At 35.6% G+C, this 17,038-nt stretch carries 13 protein-coding genes and 3 tRNA genes; 8 read left to right on the plus strand and 8 right to left on the minus strand.

The window, feature by feature from the left end:
- Window positions 1–37: 37 nt before the first annotated feature.
- Window positions 38–844 (plus strand): DUF4465 domain-containing protein, encoded by an 807-nt coding sequence (locus MODO_RS01360; RefSeq protein WP_006257589.1) that lies wholly within the window; start codon window positions 38–40, stop codon window positions 842–844.
- Between the two features lie 74 nt (window positions 845–918).
- Window positions 919–1,464, plus strand: a complete 546-nt coding sequence (locus MODO_RS01365; RefSeq protein ID WP_006260506.1) for a GNAT family N-acetyltransferase — start codon at window positions 919–921, stop codon at window positions 1,462–1,464.
- Between the two features lie 169 nt (window positions 1,465–1,633).
- On the opposite strand, the gene MODO_RS01370 is transcribed toward MODO_RS01365, so the two are convergent.
- From MODO_RS01370 to MODO_RS01405, 8 genes are all read right to left on the minus strand, one after another.
- Window positions 1,634–1,710: transfer RNA gene (locus MODO_RS01370), tRNA-Asp, on the minus strand.
- A 202-nt stretch (window positions 1,711–1,912) separates the two neighbouring features.
- Window positions 1,913–1,989 (minus strand) — tRNA-Asp (locus tag MODO_RS01375).
- A 151-nt stretch (window positions 1,990–2,140) separates the two neighbouring features.
- Window positions 2,141–2,214, minus strand: a tRNA-Asp gene (locus tag MODO_RS01380).
- A gap of 635 nt (window positions 2,215–2,849) precedes the next feature.
- Window positions 2,850–3,167: a thioredoxin gene (gene trxA, locus MODO_RS01385; protein ID WP_006257591.1), complete on the minus strand. Its 318-nt coding sequence runs from the start codon at window positions 3,165–3,167 to the stop codon at window positions 2,850–2,852.
- 111 nt (window positions 3,168–3,278) lie between these two features.
- The gene (gene dnaE / locus MODO_RS01390) at window positions 3,279–7,805 is read right to left on the minus strand and encodes a DNA polymerase III subunit alpha (protein WP_006257592.1); all 4,527 of its coding nucleotides are present in this window, start codon (window positions 7,803–7,805) and stop codon (window positions 3,279–3,281) included.
- 269 nt (window positions 7,806–8,074) lie between these two features.
- A complete protein-coding gene (locus tag MODO_RS01395; protein ID WP_006257593.1) occupies window positions 8,075–8,680 on the minus strand; it encodes a hypothetical protein in 606 nt (201 codons plus the stop codon).
- A 135-nt stretch (window positions 8,681–8,815) separates the two neighbouring features.
- A complete protein-coding gene (locus tag MODO_RS01400; RefSeq protein ID WP_230456701.1) occupies window positions 8,816–10,789 on the minus strand; it encodes a hypothetical protein in 1,974 nt (657 codons plus the stop codon).
- A 128-nt stretch (window positions 10,790–10,917) separates the two neighbouring features.
- Window positions 10,918–11,559, minus strand: a complete 642-nt coding sequence (locus MODO_RS01405; protein WP_006257595.1) for a toxin-antitoxin system YwqK family antitoxin — start codon at window positions 11,557–11,559, stop codon at window positions 10,918–10,920.
- Between the two features lie 418 nt (window positions 11,560–11,977).
- Between MODO_RS01405 and MODO_RS01410 the strand changes: the two genes are divergently transcribed.
- The 6 genes from MODO_RS01410 to MODO_RS01435 all read left to right on the plus strand — a co-directional run bounded on the left by MODO_RS01410 (window position 11,978) and on the right by MODO_RS01435 (window position 16,710).
- Window positions 11,978–12,505: a 30S ribosomal protein S16 gene (locus MODO_RS01410; protein ID WP_006257596.1), complete on the plus strand. Its 528-nt coding sequence runs from the start codon at window positions 11,978–11,980 to the stop codon at window positions 12,503–12,505.
- Between the two features lie 12 nt (window positions 12,506–12,517).
- Window positions 12,518–13,048 carry a ribosome maturation factor RimM gene (rimM, locus tag MODO_RS01415; RefSeq protein ID WP_006257597.1) on the plus strand — a complete coding sequence of 177 codons (531 nt, stop codon included), beginning with the start codon at window positions 12,518–12,520 and terminating at the stop codon, window positions 13,046–13,048.
- Window positions 13,049–13,149: 101 nt separating this feature from the next.
- Window positions 13,150–14,289 (plus strand): PDDEXK-like family protein, encoded by a 1,140-nt coding sequence (locus MODO_RS01420; protein WP_006257598.1) that lies wholly within the window; start codon window positions 13,150–13,152, stop codon window positions 14,287–14,289.
- A 53-nt stretch (window positions 14,290–14,342) separates the two neighbouring features.
- Entirely contained in the window at window positions 14,343–14,873 is a 531-nt protein-coding gene (locus tag MODO_RS01425) for a P-loop NTPase family protein (protein ID WP_036474374.1), read from the plus strand.
- Window positions 14,874–15,154: 281 nt separating this feature from the next.
- Complete coding sequence (locus MODO_RS01430; protein WP_006257600.1) at window positions 15,155–15,910, plus strand: GLPGLI family protein; 756 nt, start codon at window positions 15,155–15,157, stop codon at window positions 15,908–15,910.
- Between the two features lie 92 nt (window positions 15,911–16,002).
- Window positions 16,003–16,710, plus strand: a complete 708-nt coding sequence (locus MODO_RS01435; RefSeq protein WP_006257601.1) for a tRNA1(Val) (adenine(37)-N6)-methyltransferase — start codon at window positions 16,003–16,005, stop codon at window positions 16,708–16,710.
- Window positions 16,711–17,038 lie beyond the last annotated feature (328 nt).

Consider the following 17,038-nt stretch of genomic DNA (forward strand, 5'->3'; position numbering starts at 1 on the left):
TACTAGAATAGTTCTTTAAATCTTTAAATAAAAAACTATGAAAAAACATTTCTTAAGGCTAAGCACCTCTTTAATATTAGGGCTTACACTTCTTACTGCTACTACATTTACTAGTTGCTCTAGTGATGATAATAGCATACCATTAAGAGAAAGAGAATCATTAAATCTTTCTTCAGTTCCTTTAACGCTAGATACAAAAGATGGCAAAATATGGAGAGAAACATTTGAAAACACACCTCTAGTTGTTTCTCCTTATACATTCAGTCATAAAGTAAATGATTTTAGTGGTGTTAAATATTGGAATGGCTTTACTGTATCCAACAGTACAGATAAAGAGGATCATAATGACAACTTTCCTACTTACATGTATGGTACAATGGCTGATAACACTACACCATTCTTAGTTGCTAACACTTCAGGAGTTCCATCAGACCTAAAGAAAGGGGATATTATAGATACTGATAAAGCATTAACAGTAGTTACTCTTAAAGAGAGCTACTCTGCAGAATCAATAGAATTAGCATTAAGCCCATACACATATCACTCAACTCAAAGAGGAGATGCTTTTGCAAAGAAGTTTGTAAAAGGAGATTTCTTTAAAGTACTTGTTTATGGACTAGATAGTAATAAAGCTATTGCTACAGAACCAATAGAACACTTCCTGATTGATTATAGAAAAGAAGTTGGTAAGGTAAATATGGACTGGCAAAAAGTAAATTTAGAAAAACTAACTAATATAAAATACCTGGTGTTTTATATAGATTCATCTGATAAAGGAGAATGGGGAGTTAACACACCTGCATACTTTACAGCTAAAAATCTTACAGTTTATAAAACCAATTAAACATCATTAAAAGGACTATGTACAATAGTCCTTTTTTATACCTTGTTCTATCCTTTAGATTAACACACCTAATAATGAACATCCAGATAATACAGTCACTAACTATGACTACAGATATAGAACAATTACTTACAGAATACAATAGAGCTATACAAGCAGATTTAAGGCCATTAGACAACTCCATCAGCATAAGTCCTAACTCAAGTACAGATAACGTCTCTAATGAAGCGTTACTATATATAGCTAAAGTGAATGGTACACTAGCAGGCTGTATCGCCATGCACAGACTTACTGATACGACATGTGAGATTACTAATCTATATATACGCCCACAGCATCAAGGGCTTGGTCTAGGAAATAAACTATGCCAGCAGATCATACAACATATAGAATCACTAAACTACAAGAGAATTTATGTAACTACTAGTAAAGCGCAACAGGGCCAGAACGCTATCTATAGAGAATATGGTTTTACCAAGTGTACACCTTATGTAACAGTGCCACATCCTAACGCCATCTATATGGATTATATATTTGTCAAAGATGATTATATCCAGAATAACCTTTTAAAGGTAGCCTTAAGAATTTTTAAATATCGTAATAGAGACCAATACAGATAAGGATATAATAACAAAAAAGCTCTCCCGCACTAGGAAAGCTTTTCATTGGTCTAACTACTAAACCTTTAGTGCTTTCGCACTTAACAACACAACTATTTTTAGCTCCTCTAATGTTAAACATTTAGAGGCCAAAAAAAACCTCCCAACTTCATGAGAGGCTCTTTTTTATTGGCGGTCTGGACGGGACTCGAACCCGCGACCCCATGCGTGACAGGCATGTATTCTAACCAACTGAACTACCAAACCAATATTCAATATTTTCTACGTGTTATTATCAAAAGTCAACAGTTGATTAAAAAAAGCTCTCCCGCACTAGGAAAGCTTTTCATTGGTCTAACTACTAAACCTTTAGTGCTTTCGCACTTAACAACACAACTAATCTTTAGCTCCCTAAAAAACTTTAGAGGGCAAAAAAAGCCGTCCCACGTTGTGAGAGGCTCCTTTTCATTGGCGGTCTGGACGGGACTCGAACCCGCGACCCCATGCGTGACAGGCATGTATTCTAACCAACTGAACTACCAAACCAGTGTTTTTTGTATTAAAGCTTAATTCTTTAACGGCGACAAAGGTAACTCTTTTTTTAAAACTTCCAAACTTTTTTAAAGTTTTTATTTTCTAACGAAGAGCGGATAAAAAAGCATCTCTATATTTCAAGAGATGCTAGTCTCCCCTTTTGCGGTCTGGACGGGACTCGAACCCGCGACCCCATGCGTGACAGGCATGTATTCTAACCAACTGAACTACCAAACCTTCGTCATTACTGCTTTAATGCGATGCAAATATACAACCATTTTCTACAGTTCCAAATGTACTTTTAAAAAAAATCAAACTTTTCTCCTTATTAAATTTGATAAAACTGAGTATCAACAACATAAAACATAAACTTTTTTTCATTTTTTTTCCCTCTCTTCACACACCCCTTCCCTAAACAATCAAAATCACACTATCCGACACCATTATTCACCCTATTTTACCATAATAAATACATACTATTCCCACAAAAAATAAGCCTCACCATCAAAAAAAACAGAAACAACAACCTATTTTACTCAAAAAAAACAAGTCCCATCTAATAAATCGCTCTCTTTACTCGTCCTAAAACAAGAAATTGAGTAATCCTCACCTCCATAAAAGAGCTACTCCTAAGATTATTTCTCCTCTATTAATACAATATGTCAAAGAACCTATGAATTATAATTCACTGACAAAACTACACGATCATACATTCTTTATCTTACATACTGCTTATTATAGTCACTTCTGCATTATTTTGCCCTATTATGGTCACAACTATTGGGACACTATACTCACTTCACTAGAATAGAGTCAAAAAAAAAGACCCTCATTACTGAGAGTCTTCCTTTATACTATATATATATCGAGGATTATAATAATCCTTCAATGAAATCTACATAAGTTTTCTTAGGTGCAACACCTACTTGACGTTGTACTACTTCACCATCTTTGAATACTAATACAGTAGGAATATTTCTAATACCGAATTTAGCAGCGAATTCTTGATTTGCATCAACATCTACTTTACCTACTACAGCTTTTCCTTCGTATTCTGAGCTGATCTCTTCGATTACTGGCCCTAACATTTTACAAGGTCCACACCATACTGCCCAAAAGTCAACCACTACGGGTTTGTCTGATTTTAATACTACTTCCTCGAAAGTAGCATCTGTTATTTCTAATGCCATTATTCTTTGCTTTTTATATTATACCAACAAACTTAATAAAATTATTATAGTAATCGACCTACATACAATTTTTTTTATCTATAAAAGCATTATCAAATAATATTGCTTTTACTAGTTTAATTTAAAATCTACTTGTAAGGCTTCCAGTTCTTCTAGTAATTCTGCTGTGATATTCACTCTACTATTGCGACTGGTAAACTCTAATCTATTCACTACTCTAAACTCTGGTACATCCACCGCTATAGGCTCATCCATATCAAAGCTTTCACTAGCACCATCCTCTTCATCTCCTTCATTCATTCTTAGCTGTGGCACTGCTACAGGAGTAGCTTCTTTCTCTATTCGTTCTACCTCTAGTACCTCGAAGTTTACAAAGCTATCCCCTTGATATCTACTAAAAGCATCTTTGATTAACTCCGCTTGCCTAGAAGCCACATCTTTTACGTTCATCACTACAGTAAGTTTCTTAGCATAAGTAGGGATTACTTCATGTAATAACTTCATTTCCACAAACTGAATACGAGGCTCGCTCTTCTCTCCTGTATCTTTATTTACCCAACCATCCTTAACTAATATCTTAATGTATACAAATGTATTGTTTAATAAGAAATGTCTAAACTTCAAGAACTCCTCATTGAACATTCTGAACTCAAAGCTCTCGTCATAACCTTCTATGGTAAACATAGCCCAATCTTTCCCTTTAGCAGAAGTACGGAACTGTACATCACTAATCATTCCTCCGAACATCAGATTACGCCCTGTGAAAGGATTCAAGTCTGTCAACTCCTCTACCTTCACATTACAGAAATATCTCATCTCAAACTTAAAGTCATCTAAGGGATGTCCTGAGATATAGATACCTACTACCTCTTTCTCCTTCGCCAACTTCTCCATCGTACTCCATTCCTCACAGATAGGTAATAGAGGCTCAGGTATTTGTACCTCACTACTCTCACCAAATAGACTAAACTGAGAAGAATTATCGTTCTCCTGAGACTTAGCCCCATAGCGTATAGCTTTCTCTAAGAACACGATATTATCACTTGGGTCTGTGTGGAAGTACTGTGCTCTATGTGTGTTTTTAAAACAGTCAAAACCTCCTGCCAAAGCAAGGTTCTCGAACGCTTTCTTATTTGCTGATCTCAGATCTATCCTCTTCGCTAGGTCAAATACAGAAGTATATAACCCATCTTTTCTATTCTCTACGATAGTGTTTACTGCCCCTTGACCTACTCCCTTGATTGCTCCCATACCGAAGCGAATCTCATAGTTATCATTTACTGTAAACTTGTAGAATGACTCATTCACATCAGGTCCTAATACTTGTAGCCCCATGCGCTTACACTCTTCCATGAAGAAGGTAACCGACTTGATATCATTCATATTATTAGACAGTACAGCCGCCATATACTCTGCAGGATAATGCGCCTTCAGATATGCTGTCTGATACGCTATCCATGCATAGCAGGTCGAGTGAGACTTGTTAAACGCATAAGAAGCAAACGCTTCCCAGTCTTTCCATATCTTCTCTAGTGTAGTAGCATCATGTCCTTTAGCAGAAGCCTGCTCTACGAACTTTGGCTTCATCTTATCTAGTACATCCTTCTGTTTCTTACCCATCGCCTTACGCAGTACATCAGCCTCACCTTTAGTGAATCCAGCCAACTTCTGCGACAGAAGCATCACCTGCTCTTGATATACTGTAATACCGTACGTCTCCTGTAAGTATTCTTCACATGCATCTAAGTCATATACGATAGGCTCTTCCCCATTCTTACGACGAATAAACGAAGGGATATACTCTAATGGCCCTGGACGATACAGCGCATTCATCGCTATCAGATCGGCAAACACGGTAGGCTTCAGCTCACGCATATACTTCTGCATACCTGCAGACTCGTACTGAAACACCCCGATAGTCTCCCCTCTCTGGAACAGCTCGTAGGTCTTCACATCATCGATAGGTATCTTATCTGGGTCTATATCTATACCTGTACGATACTTCACCAGCTTAATCGTGTCCTTAATAAGGGTTAATGTTTTTAAACCTAAGAAGTCCATCTTTAGTAGACCTGCACTCTCTGCTACCGAGTTGTCAAACTGCGTTACATATAAGTCAGAATCTTTAGCTAGCGTTACTGGAACGAACTTCGTAATATCATCTGGAGTAATAATTACCCCACAGGCATGAATACCTGTATTACGCATTGACCCTTCTAGTATCTTAGCTTGCTGTATAGTTTCTGCAGCTAATGACCCCTCTTGAGCTAAGGCTATTAATTCTTTTACTTTATCAAATTCTTCTGATCGAAGTACTCCTTTTATAGCGTTCTCATCCTCTGTTAAGAATCGATTCAGATTCCACTTAGATGGCATCATACCTGGGATAAGCTTCGCGATTCTATCTGCCTCGAATAACGGTAAGTCTAATACCCTAGCCGTATCTCTAATCGCAGACTTAGTCGCCATCTTACCATACGTGATAATCTGTGCTACCTGATTAGAGCCATACTTATTGATTACATAATCCATTACACGACCACGACCTTCATCATCGAAGTCAATATCGATATCGGGCATCGATACACGGTCAGGGTTAAGGAAACGCTCAAAAAGCAAATCATACTCGATAGGATCTAGATTCGTAATTCCTAGACAGTACGCTACAGCCGAACCCGCAGCCGAACCACGACCAGGACCTACAGATACTCCCATCTCCCTCGCTGCTGCGATAAAATCTTGTACAATCAAGAAATAACCAGGATACCCGGTTCTCTCGATAGTCGCTAGCTCGAAGTCTAGTCGTTCTCGAATCTCAGCTGTCACCTCAGGATATCTCGCCTCTGCCCCTTTATAAGTAAGGTGTCTTAAGAAGTTATTCTCTCCACGTTTACCACTTCCATCTCCTTCTAAATCTCGCGCATCTTGAAACTCCTCTGGTATATCGAACTTAGGTAGTAATACATCGCGGTGTAGCACGAATGGCTCTACCTTATCCACTACCTCTTGTATATTATAGATGGCATCAGGTAGGTCTGAGAACAGCTCCTTCATCTCCTCAGCAGACTTAAAGTAGTACTCCTGATTAGGAAGACCGTATCTATAGCCTCTACCTCTACCGATAGGAGTAGACTGCTTCTCACCATCCTTCACACACAATAGAATGTCGTGTGCATTCGCATCTTTTTTATCTAAATAATAAGCATTATTAGTCGCTATCAACTTCACATCGTGTTTACGTGCTAGCTCTACTAATGCCTTGTTCACGCGATTCTCATCCTCTTGATTATGTCGCATCAACTCTACGTATAGATCATCGCCGAACTGCTCTTTCCACCATAGTAGGGCTTCTTCAGCTTGGCGTTCACCTACGTTTAATATCTTACCAGGTACCTCACCATATAAGTTACCCGTCAGTACCATCACATCTTCTTTATACTGCTCTACCACCTGCTTATCGATACGAGGTACATAGTAGAACCCGTCTGTATAAGCGATAGATGCCATCTTCGCTAGATTGTGATACCCATTTTTATTTTTAGCAAGTAATACTACTTGATATCCATTGTCTTTTTTAGTCTTATCCGTATGATTCTCACAGATAAAGAACTCACATCCCACGATAGGGGTCAGTGTCTGTAATGGTTCCTCTCCATTCTCAGCGCGCTCTTTATTCTTAGCCTCTATCCCCTTATTATGGTTATTCACAGCCATCACGAAGTGGAATGCTCCCATCATATTACCGTGATCCGTCATCGCTACAGCAGACATATCAAAGTCACCAGCCTTCTTCACTAGATTATTAATCGCTATCGTAGACTGTAAGATAGAGAACTGTGTATGCACGTGTAAGTGTGCAAAGTTCGCCTGATCTAGTAATTCTTTCTCGTGATCAGACACTTCCTCAGCTGTCCCACCTTCAAGGTTAGCCAGTCGCTTGCGGATCTCTTCAGACGCTTTCTTTAAGTTAATATGTTTAAGACCAATCAGCTGAAATGGCTGAGGATTAGCCTCGCGGTAACGCACGATATACTCCTCATCCTGCTGTAACTCCTGCGTAGAGAATGTCCCGTGCTTGATTAACTCTAAGAAACATCGAGTAGTCGCCTCCACATCGGCAGTAGCATTATGTGCCTCAGCGAACTTCTCACCAAATAAGAATGTATGCAGCTCTGTCAATGTAGGAAGCTTATATCTACCTCCTCTACCTCCAGGTAGCTTTAGCATCTCAGCCGTCACCTCTGTACACGTATCCAGTACAGGTAGCTCTGACATAATACTATTCACTCCCTTACGATAAAACTCACATCCCATAATATTCACGTCAAACCCAGCATTCTGACCGACGATAAACTTAGTCTTAGACAGCGCAATATTAAACTTCTCCAATGCTTCCATTAGAGAAATACCATCTTGCTCTGCTAATTCTGTTGAGATACCATGTATGCGCTCTGCATCATAAGGAATATTAAATCCTTCTGGCTTAATCAGATAATCTTGATGCTCTATCAGCTTACCATACTCATCGTGTAACTGCCAAGCGATCTGTATACATCGAGGCCAGTTATCAGTATCGGTAATGGGCGCCTGCCAACTTTTAGGAAGCCCTGTAGTTTCGGTATCAAAAATTAAATACATACTTGATTATAAGAGTTTTAACCTTAAATAAGGTAGAATAGTGTAAAAAACAAAGTTACAAAACTTTCAGAACATAGACTCCCTTTTCCACTATCCTTAACAGTATACTACTATATGTTATCAGTTATCAATTGTCATGGATTTACAGTTGTCGCAGATTTGCAATCCATGACATCTCTAAACAAAAAAAGACCACTCATAAAGAGTAGTCTTATATATCACACAATGCCGAAGGCAAAAATTCCTAATTCGTAATTCCTAATTCGTAATTATTTCCCTACGCTCACAGGCATTTTATACACCACGCCATCTTGGAAAGACTTCATATCCCTAAGTGTATTCTTATAGTACTCTTTCTGTTTCGTAGTTAATTTATAAAACCCTGGCATAGTATCTTTCTTCATATTCGCAAAGAACTCTGCAGTGACCATTCCAGGCACTTGACTATCCTTATCCGCAAACGTAAATTCACCAGTATTAGTGATATTATTCGCTGTTTTATAGATAGCGATAGGTACCTTAGTTACTTTATCATAAACGATATACTGTGCGAAAGCTGTCTTTAGGTCAGACACATCTACTGGCACTACATCCCCAAAAGCGAATGTTCTTTCTTCAGGTACGTCTGAGAAAGCATAAGGAACTCTTAAGGTAAACATCGTTGTATCAGTTTCTGCCTTTAGATACAGTATATTCTCATTAGCCACTCTTAAGTCAGTATACTGAGGTCTCCATGTTTCGAATTTCACTCCAGTTGTAAATTCTTCATTATTAACCATCGCAATAATACTCGGATCAGCAGTCTTCGTCTCATTCTCACATGCGATGAATCCTAACCCTAATACCATCAAAACTATCCCTATAACCTTTTTCATATTTTTAACTATCTTCTTTAATAACAGCAAATACAAAAATATAGTATTTTAACCACACAAAAAAGCTTTATTTTAATATAATATTAACTTTTGAACTATTTTTGAACTATTTTTGAACTATTTTTAAACTACACTTTATTTCAAATTAAAACGAATAGTCTTACTTTCTGTTTTTTCCTCATTAGTAAAGTATTTCAAATCCACATAATCTACTTCTTTAGTATATAATACTGGTTCTATACTAAACTGTTTAAACTCTTGTAAATTATAATCTCTTGATTTATCACTAGGCCAATAAACACTTATCTTCTTTCCTTGTGAATCACGAAATACATAATCATTTATATAATAGTGATTAGGAGTATTATTACTAAATTGAATTTTTAAAGTAAGTTGCTCTTCTCCCATAGACTTTCTCTCTAAAGTTACCTTATAGAACTCTTCATATAAACCCGATTTAACAGTAATTTTCTTTTCAAAATTTGTATAAAAAGGATGTGTAACGGTCAATGTTCCTGTTGTATGTACTGAAGGTTTAGTTACAACTCCATTAGGAGTAATTCGTATATTAGGATTATCTGATCTCCAAACACAATCAGCAGTCGCGCCAGTTGGATGTACAGCTAAAGATGACATATCAAATTCAGAAGGAGATAAATCTGTAGGAAAACCTAAGTCATAAAAACTAGTCCTTGTGCTAAAATCTAATTCATTTGGAGCTTTGACCAATATTTCACCTACTTTCTTTTTACTTCCGTCACTTTTTGGAGCATAAACAGTAATTACATCATCTATATAATCATAATTAAAGATTTTAATTCTATTCCCATATATACCCAAAAATTCAACCTTTGTCGTTTTATTTTTTGAAACAAACTCTAGTGACAAAGGACTTGCATTAGCAGGCTCTACAATACAATTAAACATTTTAGATGATTTTTTCGCTATTACAACAGGATTTTCATTAATAGAAAATTTAAGAACCCCTGTCTTTAAAACTTGTACTTTTATAGTGGTTTTCAAAATAGGACTAGCTACCGTTTTAACAGTTACAGTATAATCACCCTCTTTGGAAACAAATCCATCTCCATTTACAATACCATTTTTAACTTGCAAATCTTTACTAGAACTTTCCCATACTAATTTATCCGCTTCAAAATCTTCAACAAGTAACAACTCATTTAAATCAAATGACTCTCCTCCATCTATTTTAACAGATTCTCTCATAAATTTAAATGTTCTTTTTATAACATTTATTTTTAAACTAGCTGCTATCTTTTTATCTAATGACTGCGCTGTAATAGTAGTTTTACCAATACTTCTTCCTGTCAATTGCATATTATCTATAACAACATAATCACCAAATTCCTTTATCCAGTTAATACTATCCTTACTAATATTTTTAAAAGTCATTATCTCATTAAGATCAATTGAGGTACCTAAAGCAATATCAACTAACTCCTTCTTAAATACAATTTTCCTCTCAATACTTTTGACTCTTAAAACTGCTGTATTATCAGTATTCTTTATAGTAGCTTTCACTATAAAATCACCTTCTTTTAATGCTGTCAGAATAGTACCTTCTATCTTTCCTTTATCTTCATCCTGAACACTGAATACAATATTTTCCAACTTAACGTTAGTTAACTCTATTAATTCTTTTAAATCCAACTTCTCCTCTAAATCCAGTACCACATCATTCTTTGTAAATAAAACCTTCTGTTTATCAACTACAATTTTCATAGTTGCTAAAGCTTTAGAATTCTTAGACTGTGCCTTAATAGTAGTTTCACCACTCTTAAGCCCAACTAAAATACTGTTCTCTTCAAACTTTGCTATAGTAGGATCCTCAACAGTAAATATTATATCTTTACTAGACACATTTTTTAACTTCAAATCTTGAGTCATATTATATCTTTCTTGTGGTAAAATAGTTCGGTTTGGAGTCATAAAAACAACCTCTTCTATTAGTACAGGTCCTTCATTATCAATATTCCCCCCATCATCACTTTTAGAACATGAAGAAACAATTAACAAAAAAGCAATAAAAATCAATCTAAAAATTTTCATATTAATATATTTTTCAACAAATATAAATATTTTTAACATATTTTAAAAAAATACAAATACTAAACACACTATTAACCAATTACTTCCTAAAAACAAAGTATACCAAGATCTTCTTTCTATCTCAACTAGTCCTTAGCAAAGTTCTTTAGCTTCAGAACTGACACGCCTTATTTAATCTCTACTCCAGATTTAAAGATACGAGTAGCAACTACCTTACCTTTCTCGTCATATTCTTTAAATTCCCCATCCACCATTCCGTCTTTAAAATAACCTTTTACCTTAACATTACCATTCGAAAAATATATCATAAAAGAACCATCGCGTATTCCTGCTTTATAAATTTCAATGCTTTTAATATTACCATCCTCGAAATATGTTTTTTGTGCACCATCTAATAACCCTGAAACAACGTACCCTTCATGAGATAGCTCTCCGTTGAGATGATAATAACTACGCGATACACCATTAGGTTTACCATTAACATAGGCAGTTTCAGAAGACAGTCTACCACTATTAAAATATGACCTAGACACCACATGTTTAACATTATTCTTAAACATTACTTCCTCTTCTACTTTACCATCTGGGTAATAGTAATAAGTAATTCCTTCTAATCCCCCATTCTTATAATTATACCTCTTTCGAATAGTCATTTTCTCATCATACTCTATCCCAGTACCAGTATAAGGCTTATTTTCATTTTGGCAGTAATACCAGCCTCCAGATGTTACTAACTCACTATTATACACCTCTCGGCTACAACTAATTAAAAATAAGCTCAGTAATAACAAACTAAATATTCTTTTCATACTTTTTTAATTAAAAATAAGTATAATATCAATATATTCCCTCTTTTAATCTATTTGATCTATTTTGCCCTTTTTGCACAATAATGAAGACACACTCCTACCCTAACCACCTCACCATCAAACAACAAGGATAATTCTATACTAATTCCTTAGGATACCATTCGGAAATAACCAGTATTTACTTAGGGTAAAGAAAGGTTTACCGAAGCGTTCTAATTCTCTACCCGAATGATCTACAGACTAGCTCAGTTTAGAATAGTAGAAGAGAATTGATTTAATTACGTCATAGAACACACAGTGTGTCAGATAGATAGAAAATAAAAAAAATCAATATATTAACGAATCACTTCAAAATAAATATTATCTTTGCACCTCAATTTTGAACCGAGGTCGGGTACCTCAACTAATTAAATTAATTATGTCTGTAAAAATTAGATTACAAAGACACGGTAAAAAAGGAAAACCTTTTTACTGGGTAGTAGCTGCTGATGCACGCGCTAAAAGAGATGGTAAATTCTTAGAGAAAATCGGAACTTACAATCCTAATACTAACCCTGCAACTGTAGAATTAGATGTTGATGCTGCTGTTAAATGGTTATTCAACGGTGCTCAACCTACAGATACTGCTAGAACATTACTTTCTTACAAAGGAGCAATGTTAAAACACCACTTACAAGGTGGAGTTAAAAAAGGAGCTTTAACTCAAGAGCAAGCTGACGCGAAATTCGCTGCTTGGTTAGAAGAAAAAGCTGCTAAAATCAACGCTAAGAAAGAAGGATTATCTTCTTCTAAAGCTGCTGACAAAGCTGCTAGATTAGCTGCTGAGAAAGAAGTAAACGCTAAGCGTGCTGCTGCTGCTCAAGCTAAAGCTGCTGAAGCACAAGCTGCTCCTGCAGAAGAAACTGCTGAAGCAACTGAAGAAAGCAACGAAGAAACTCAAGCATAATTTACTAGCGATATGCGTAAAAAGGATTGTTTCTATTTAGGCAAAATCGCAAAGAAATTTAGCTTTAAAGGGGAGGTGCTTATTTATTTAGACACCGATGAACCTGAGTTATACGAAAACTTGGAATCAGTGTTCGTCGACTTCGACGGACAACTGGTTCCTTTTTTTATGGAACAAGCTTCATTACATAAAAGCGATTTTTTAAGAGTTAAATTCGAGGAGTCTAACTCTGAAGAAGATGCTGACCGATTAGTCGGATCAGAGATATACCTACCACTGACGATGCTTCCTAAACTAGAAGGAAACAAATTCTACTACCACGAAATCACTGGTTTCGATGTAATAGATACTAACGAAGGTGAAATAGGTCAACTAAAAAGAGTAAACGATAGTAATTATCAACCTCTATTCGAGATAGACTTTAACGGAACCGAAATATTAGTTCCGATGATAGATGAACTTATCCATAAAGTAGATCGTGAGAATAAGAAGTTATATCTTAATGTACCTGTTGGGTTATTAGATATTTATTTAGGTAGATAATACATCATACAATACAACCTCGAGACACTTGTTTCGAGGTTTTTTGTTTTTATAATACTTCCAGAATTTCGTAGCTTTACTATCCATTTAAACTAAATACAATGGTACAAATAAAGAATCTACTTAGTCAAATAAGTATTATTGATAGGAAAAATACAGAGACTTTAGCCACTACAGGTGGGCTGTTTAATATGTTTGCCATTTGCGGTGTCAATCACTACGAAAATACACACTCTGCAATCATAGCAGAACTTTTGAATCCAAAAGGAAGTCATGGACTAAAACACAAACTATTAGATGCCTTCATTCAATCATTAGATCCTTACTTTAGTATTCCTAATTTCAATTCTGAGACAGCTAAAGTACATAGAGAATACTCTACACCCCAAGGACGTATTGATATATTTATTGAAGATGACAATAATAATGCAATAATAATAGAGAATAAGATATATGCAGAAGATCAAGATAGACAATTAATCAGATATGACACTTATGCAAAAGACACTAAACAAAATTACCAAATACTTTACCTTAGTCTCTATGGTGAAGATGCTTCTGAACAAAGTAGTGCAGGAGTAACCTATCTTCCTATCGCTCATGGTAAAGAAATCATAGATTGGTTAGAACAGTGTGTAACTATTGCATCTCGTTTCCCAATAGTAAGAGAGACTATTATTCAATACATAAATCACTTAAAACAACTAACAGGACAAGATATGGATTCCAAAAATAAAGAAGAAATAGTAGCAGTACTATCAAAAATAGAGAATCTTAAAGCTGCGCAAGCTATAGCTCAAAACTATGTCGCAACTTTTGATTATTTGGCTGAAAAATACGTAAACCCATTAATGGAAGAATTTGCTAAAGAAAATGGATTGGAGTATGTTTATGAAGAAAGCAAAGAAGAGTATATGCGATTCTATTTTACAAATACAGAATGGAAAGGCAAATTTTGGATTGGTTTTACATTTGAAAGTAAAAAATATCATTATGGAATTGTTAATAACCCAAAAACACATTTAATGTCAATAGAAAACAGAGCTATAATACATAAAAAATTAGAAGAGTCTAATGTAACAAACCGTAAAACTAGTGAATGGTGGCCTTTTTATGCTTATAACGAAAATCTTACTCTAGAAAATTGGCAAACAAACATTATAGAATCTACTACTTTTGTAGAAGACTGTAAGATTAAAATATTAACACTTCTTAGAGCAATAGGGGATATAGAAATATAATGCATACCCCGCAGCACTTGTTTCGAGGTTTTTTGTTTTTATATTTGTCGATTATGGTAGCACTACATGACTTAGGTAATCGCATCTGCATCATTGGACTTAGCTCCTCTGGCAAGTCTACTCTAGCACAAGCTTTAGGGAAGAAACTGAATCTAAATATCCTGCATTTAGATCAGATAGCACATATCCCTAATACAGACTGGACACCTCGTGACAAAGCGCTTATGACAGCTGATCATCAGGCATTCTTAACGGATCATACAGACTGGGTGATAGAAGGCAACTATAGCTTCTTAATGCCTGAGCGATTTAAAGAGGCTACCTGTATTATCTGGTTAGACTTCTCTCCTATCGGAGCACTGTATAGATATATAAAGCGCAGTATCACGCATAGAGATACTCGCCCTGGCAACTTAGATGGTGCCAAGAGTCAATTCAGTATGAAAATGGTCAAGTATATCTTATTCGAAGCTCCTAAAAAAAGCCCTAAGTATGTAGATCTGATTAACAATAGCTCTGCTACCTTCATCCATATCAGAAGTTTTAAAGAACTAATGAAGTGGTATAGAGTGTGGGGATTGTAAATAGTCTATTCTGATAGTTATTAAATTGATTTAAAATTCATTTATACCCTTTACAATACCTATATCTTACTTTTCACATCATCTCTTTATTCTTTCCAAGGTTCTTTCAAGCCTCTACCTCCCCTTTGGGTTGTTCCTTAACTATAAATTACGCTTAATTAGTTTAAAAAATATATTCTAATTTTTTATCAACAGCACAAATAAAAGACCTCAAAACATAATTAATAATCTGTAGATAAGTTAAATAAAAGAATTATATTAGATTCATAAAAACCACAATTATGAAAAAGTATCTATTCTTATTATTGATTATGACCTCTTCTTTTGCTCAGAATACCTCTGAAGTAGAAGTGATGAGATACAGTTATAAAACGAGTATTGCCAATGGGTCTAAGAAGCTTGTCCGTGATGGTAATGCTATACTTGATATAAAAGATAAAGAATCTAGATTTACAGATCTGATGAACTATAGTTTTATAACCTCTCAAAAAACAGACAACCCTGAGAAGGGGAATCAAGGAACCTTTAAATGGACTGTATATGCTGATGGAACTACTACTTCGTTCTATGATAAGATAGGGTTAGACCTTAGCTATTATGAAGAAGATAAGAATAGTATAAAGTGGACTATACTTCCAGAGGTTAAAGACTGGAATAACTATAAGGTACAAGAAGCAACTGCTACTTATGGTGGTAGAGCATGGACAGTACTATTCACCCAAGATATACCTGTACAGAGCGGCCCTTATAAATTCATTAATCTACCTGGCTTCGTAGTGAAGGCTTGGGATAGTGAGAATCACTTTGTTTTTGAACTACTTGACAGTCAGAAAGTATCTACTTCATGGGATATTGTCGCTGATGATAAGTATGCAAAATATTCTAAAGACCAAACGAATAAAGCACGCAAAGTAGCGGCTAGTAAAACGTATGCTCAACTATTAGAAGAAAAAGGTACTGTTCTGGACAAAGTTACTGCTGAATATTTCAATAGAAAAGTAGGTGATAGTGAGAACCCAATTGAACGTGATTTTTAACTTAAGTCTTTTATTCTCACTTACACTTCTGTACAGCTATACATTAGGTCGCTAAACCTCCTTTTTGTACTTTTGCAAAAAGACTAAGCAAGATGTTTCAATTTAAACAGTTTACGATACAGCAGGATAAATGTGCGATGAAGGTAGGTACGGATGGAGTACTATTAGGAGCATGGACACCGATAGACAATAATCCTTACAATGTGTTAGACATAGGATCAGGCACAGGACTATTAGCCTTAATGATGGCGCAGCGCACAGGTGCAGAGCAGATAGATGGAGTAGAAATAGACGAAAACGCACATGAGCAAGCTGTAGAGAACTTTGAGAACAGCCCTTGGGGTGATAGACTATTCTGTTACCATGCCGATTTAGAGACCTTCGCTAATGAGATGGAAGAAGAATATGATCTAATTATCTCTAATCCTCCCTTCTATAGTGAAGATTATCACACGAATGATAAGCAGAGAGATACTGCTCGTTTTCAGGATGCGATGCCTTTTGATTTATTAATTGAGGCGGTAGAATATTTCTTGTCTGAGAAAGGAGTGTTTAGTGTAATTATTCCAGCCAAAGAAGAAGAGACACTGATGCGATTAGCAGCCGAGTTTGGTATCTATCCATTCAAGGTAACTCGCGTTCGAGGGAACGAACAAGCTGAAATTAAACGTAGCTTAATTGCTTTTTCACGTCAATTAGTGGAGAAAATCCCCTTAGATGAGCTAACTATCGAAGTAGAGAGACATCAGTACACCCCAGCATTTGAGACACTTGTGAGAGATTTTTATTTAAAATTATAAAAAAAGTTACTTTTATTTTGTTTATTCCAAAATAAATTAATGATATTTGTACCAACGAAAACAAAGAAGAAAAAATGAATACAGTTTATACAATGATGATGACAATGATGATGTGGAGAAATCCGCGGGGCTTGTTATTTGCATAAACTTAAATTCTAAATAACATATATAAAGCCCTTGCAATAGCGAGGGCTTTTTTTTTACACCAAACCAAACAGTATATAATTAGATAAATATAAATACCATGATTTTCAATACTAACACAATGATGATGGCAATGATGATGATGAACATGATGATGTTCACGACGCCCTATTGCCTAAAGTCA

Source organism: Myroides odoratimimus (assembly GCF_001485415.1).
GTDB classification, from domain to species: domain Bacteria; phylum Bacteroidota; class Bacteroidia; order Flavobacteriales; family Flavobacteriaceae; genus Flavobacterium; species Flavobacterium odoratimimum.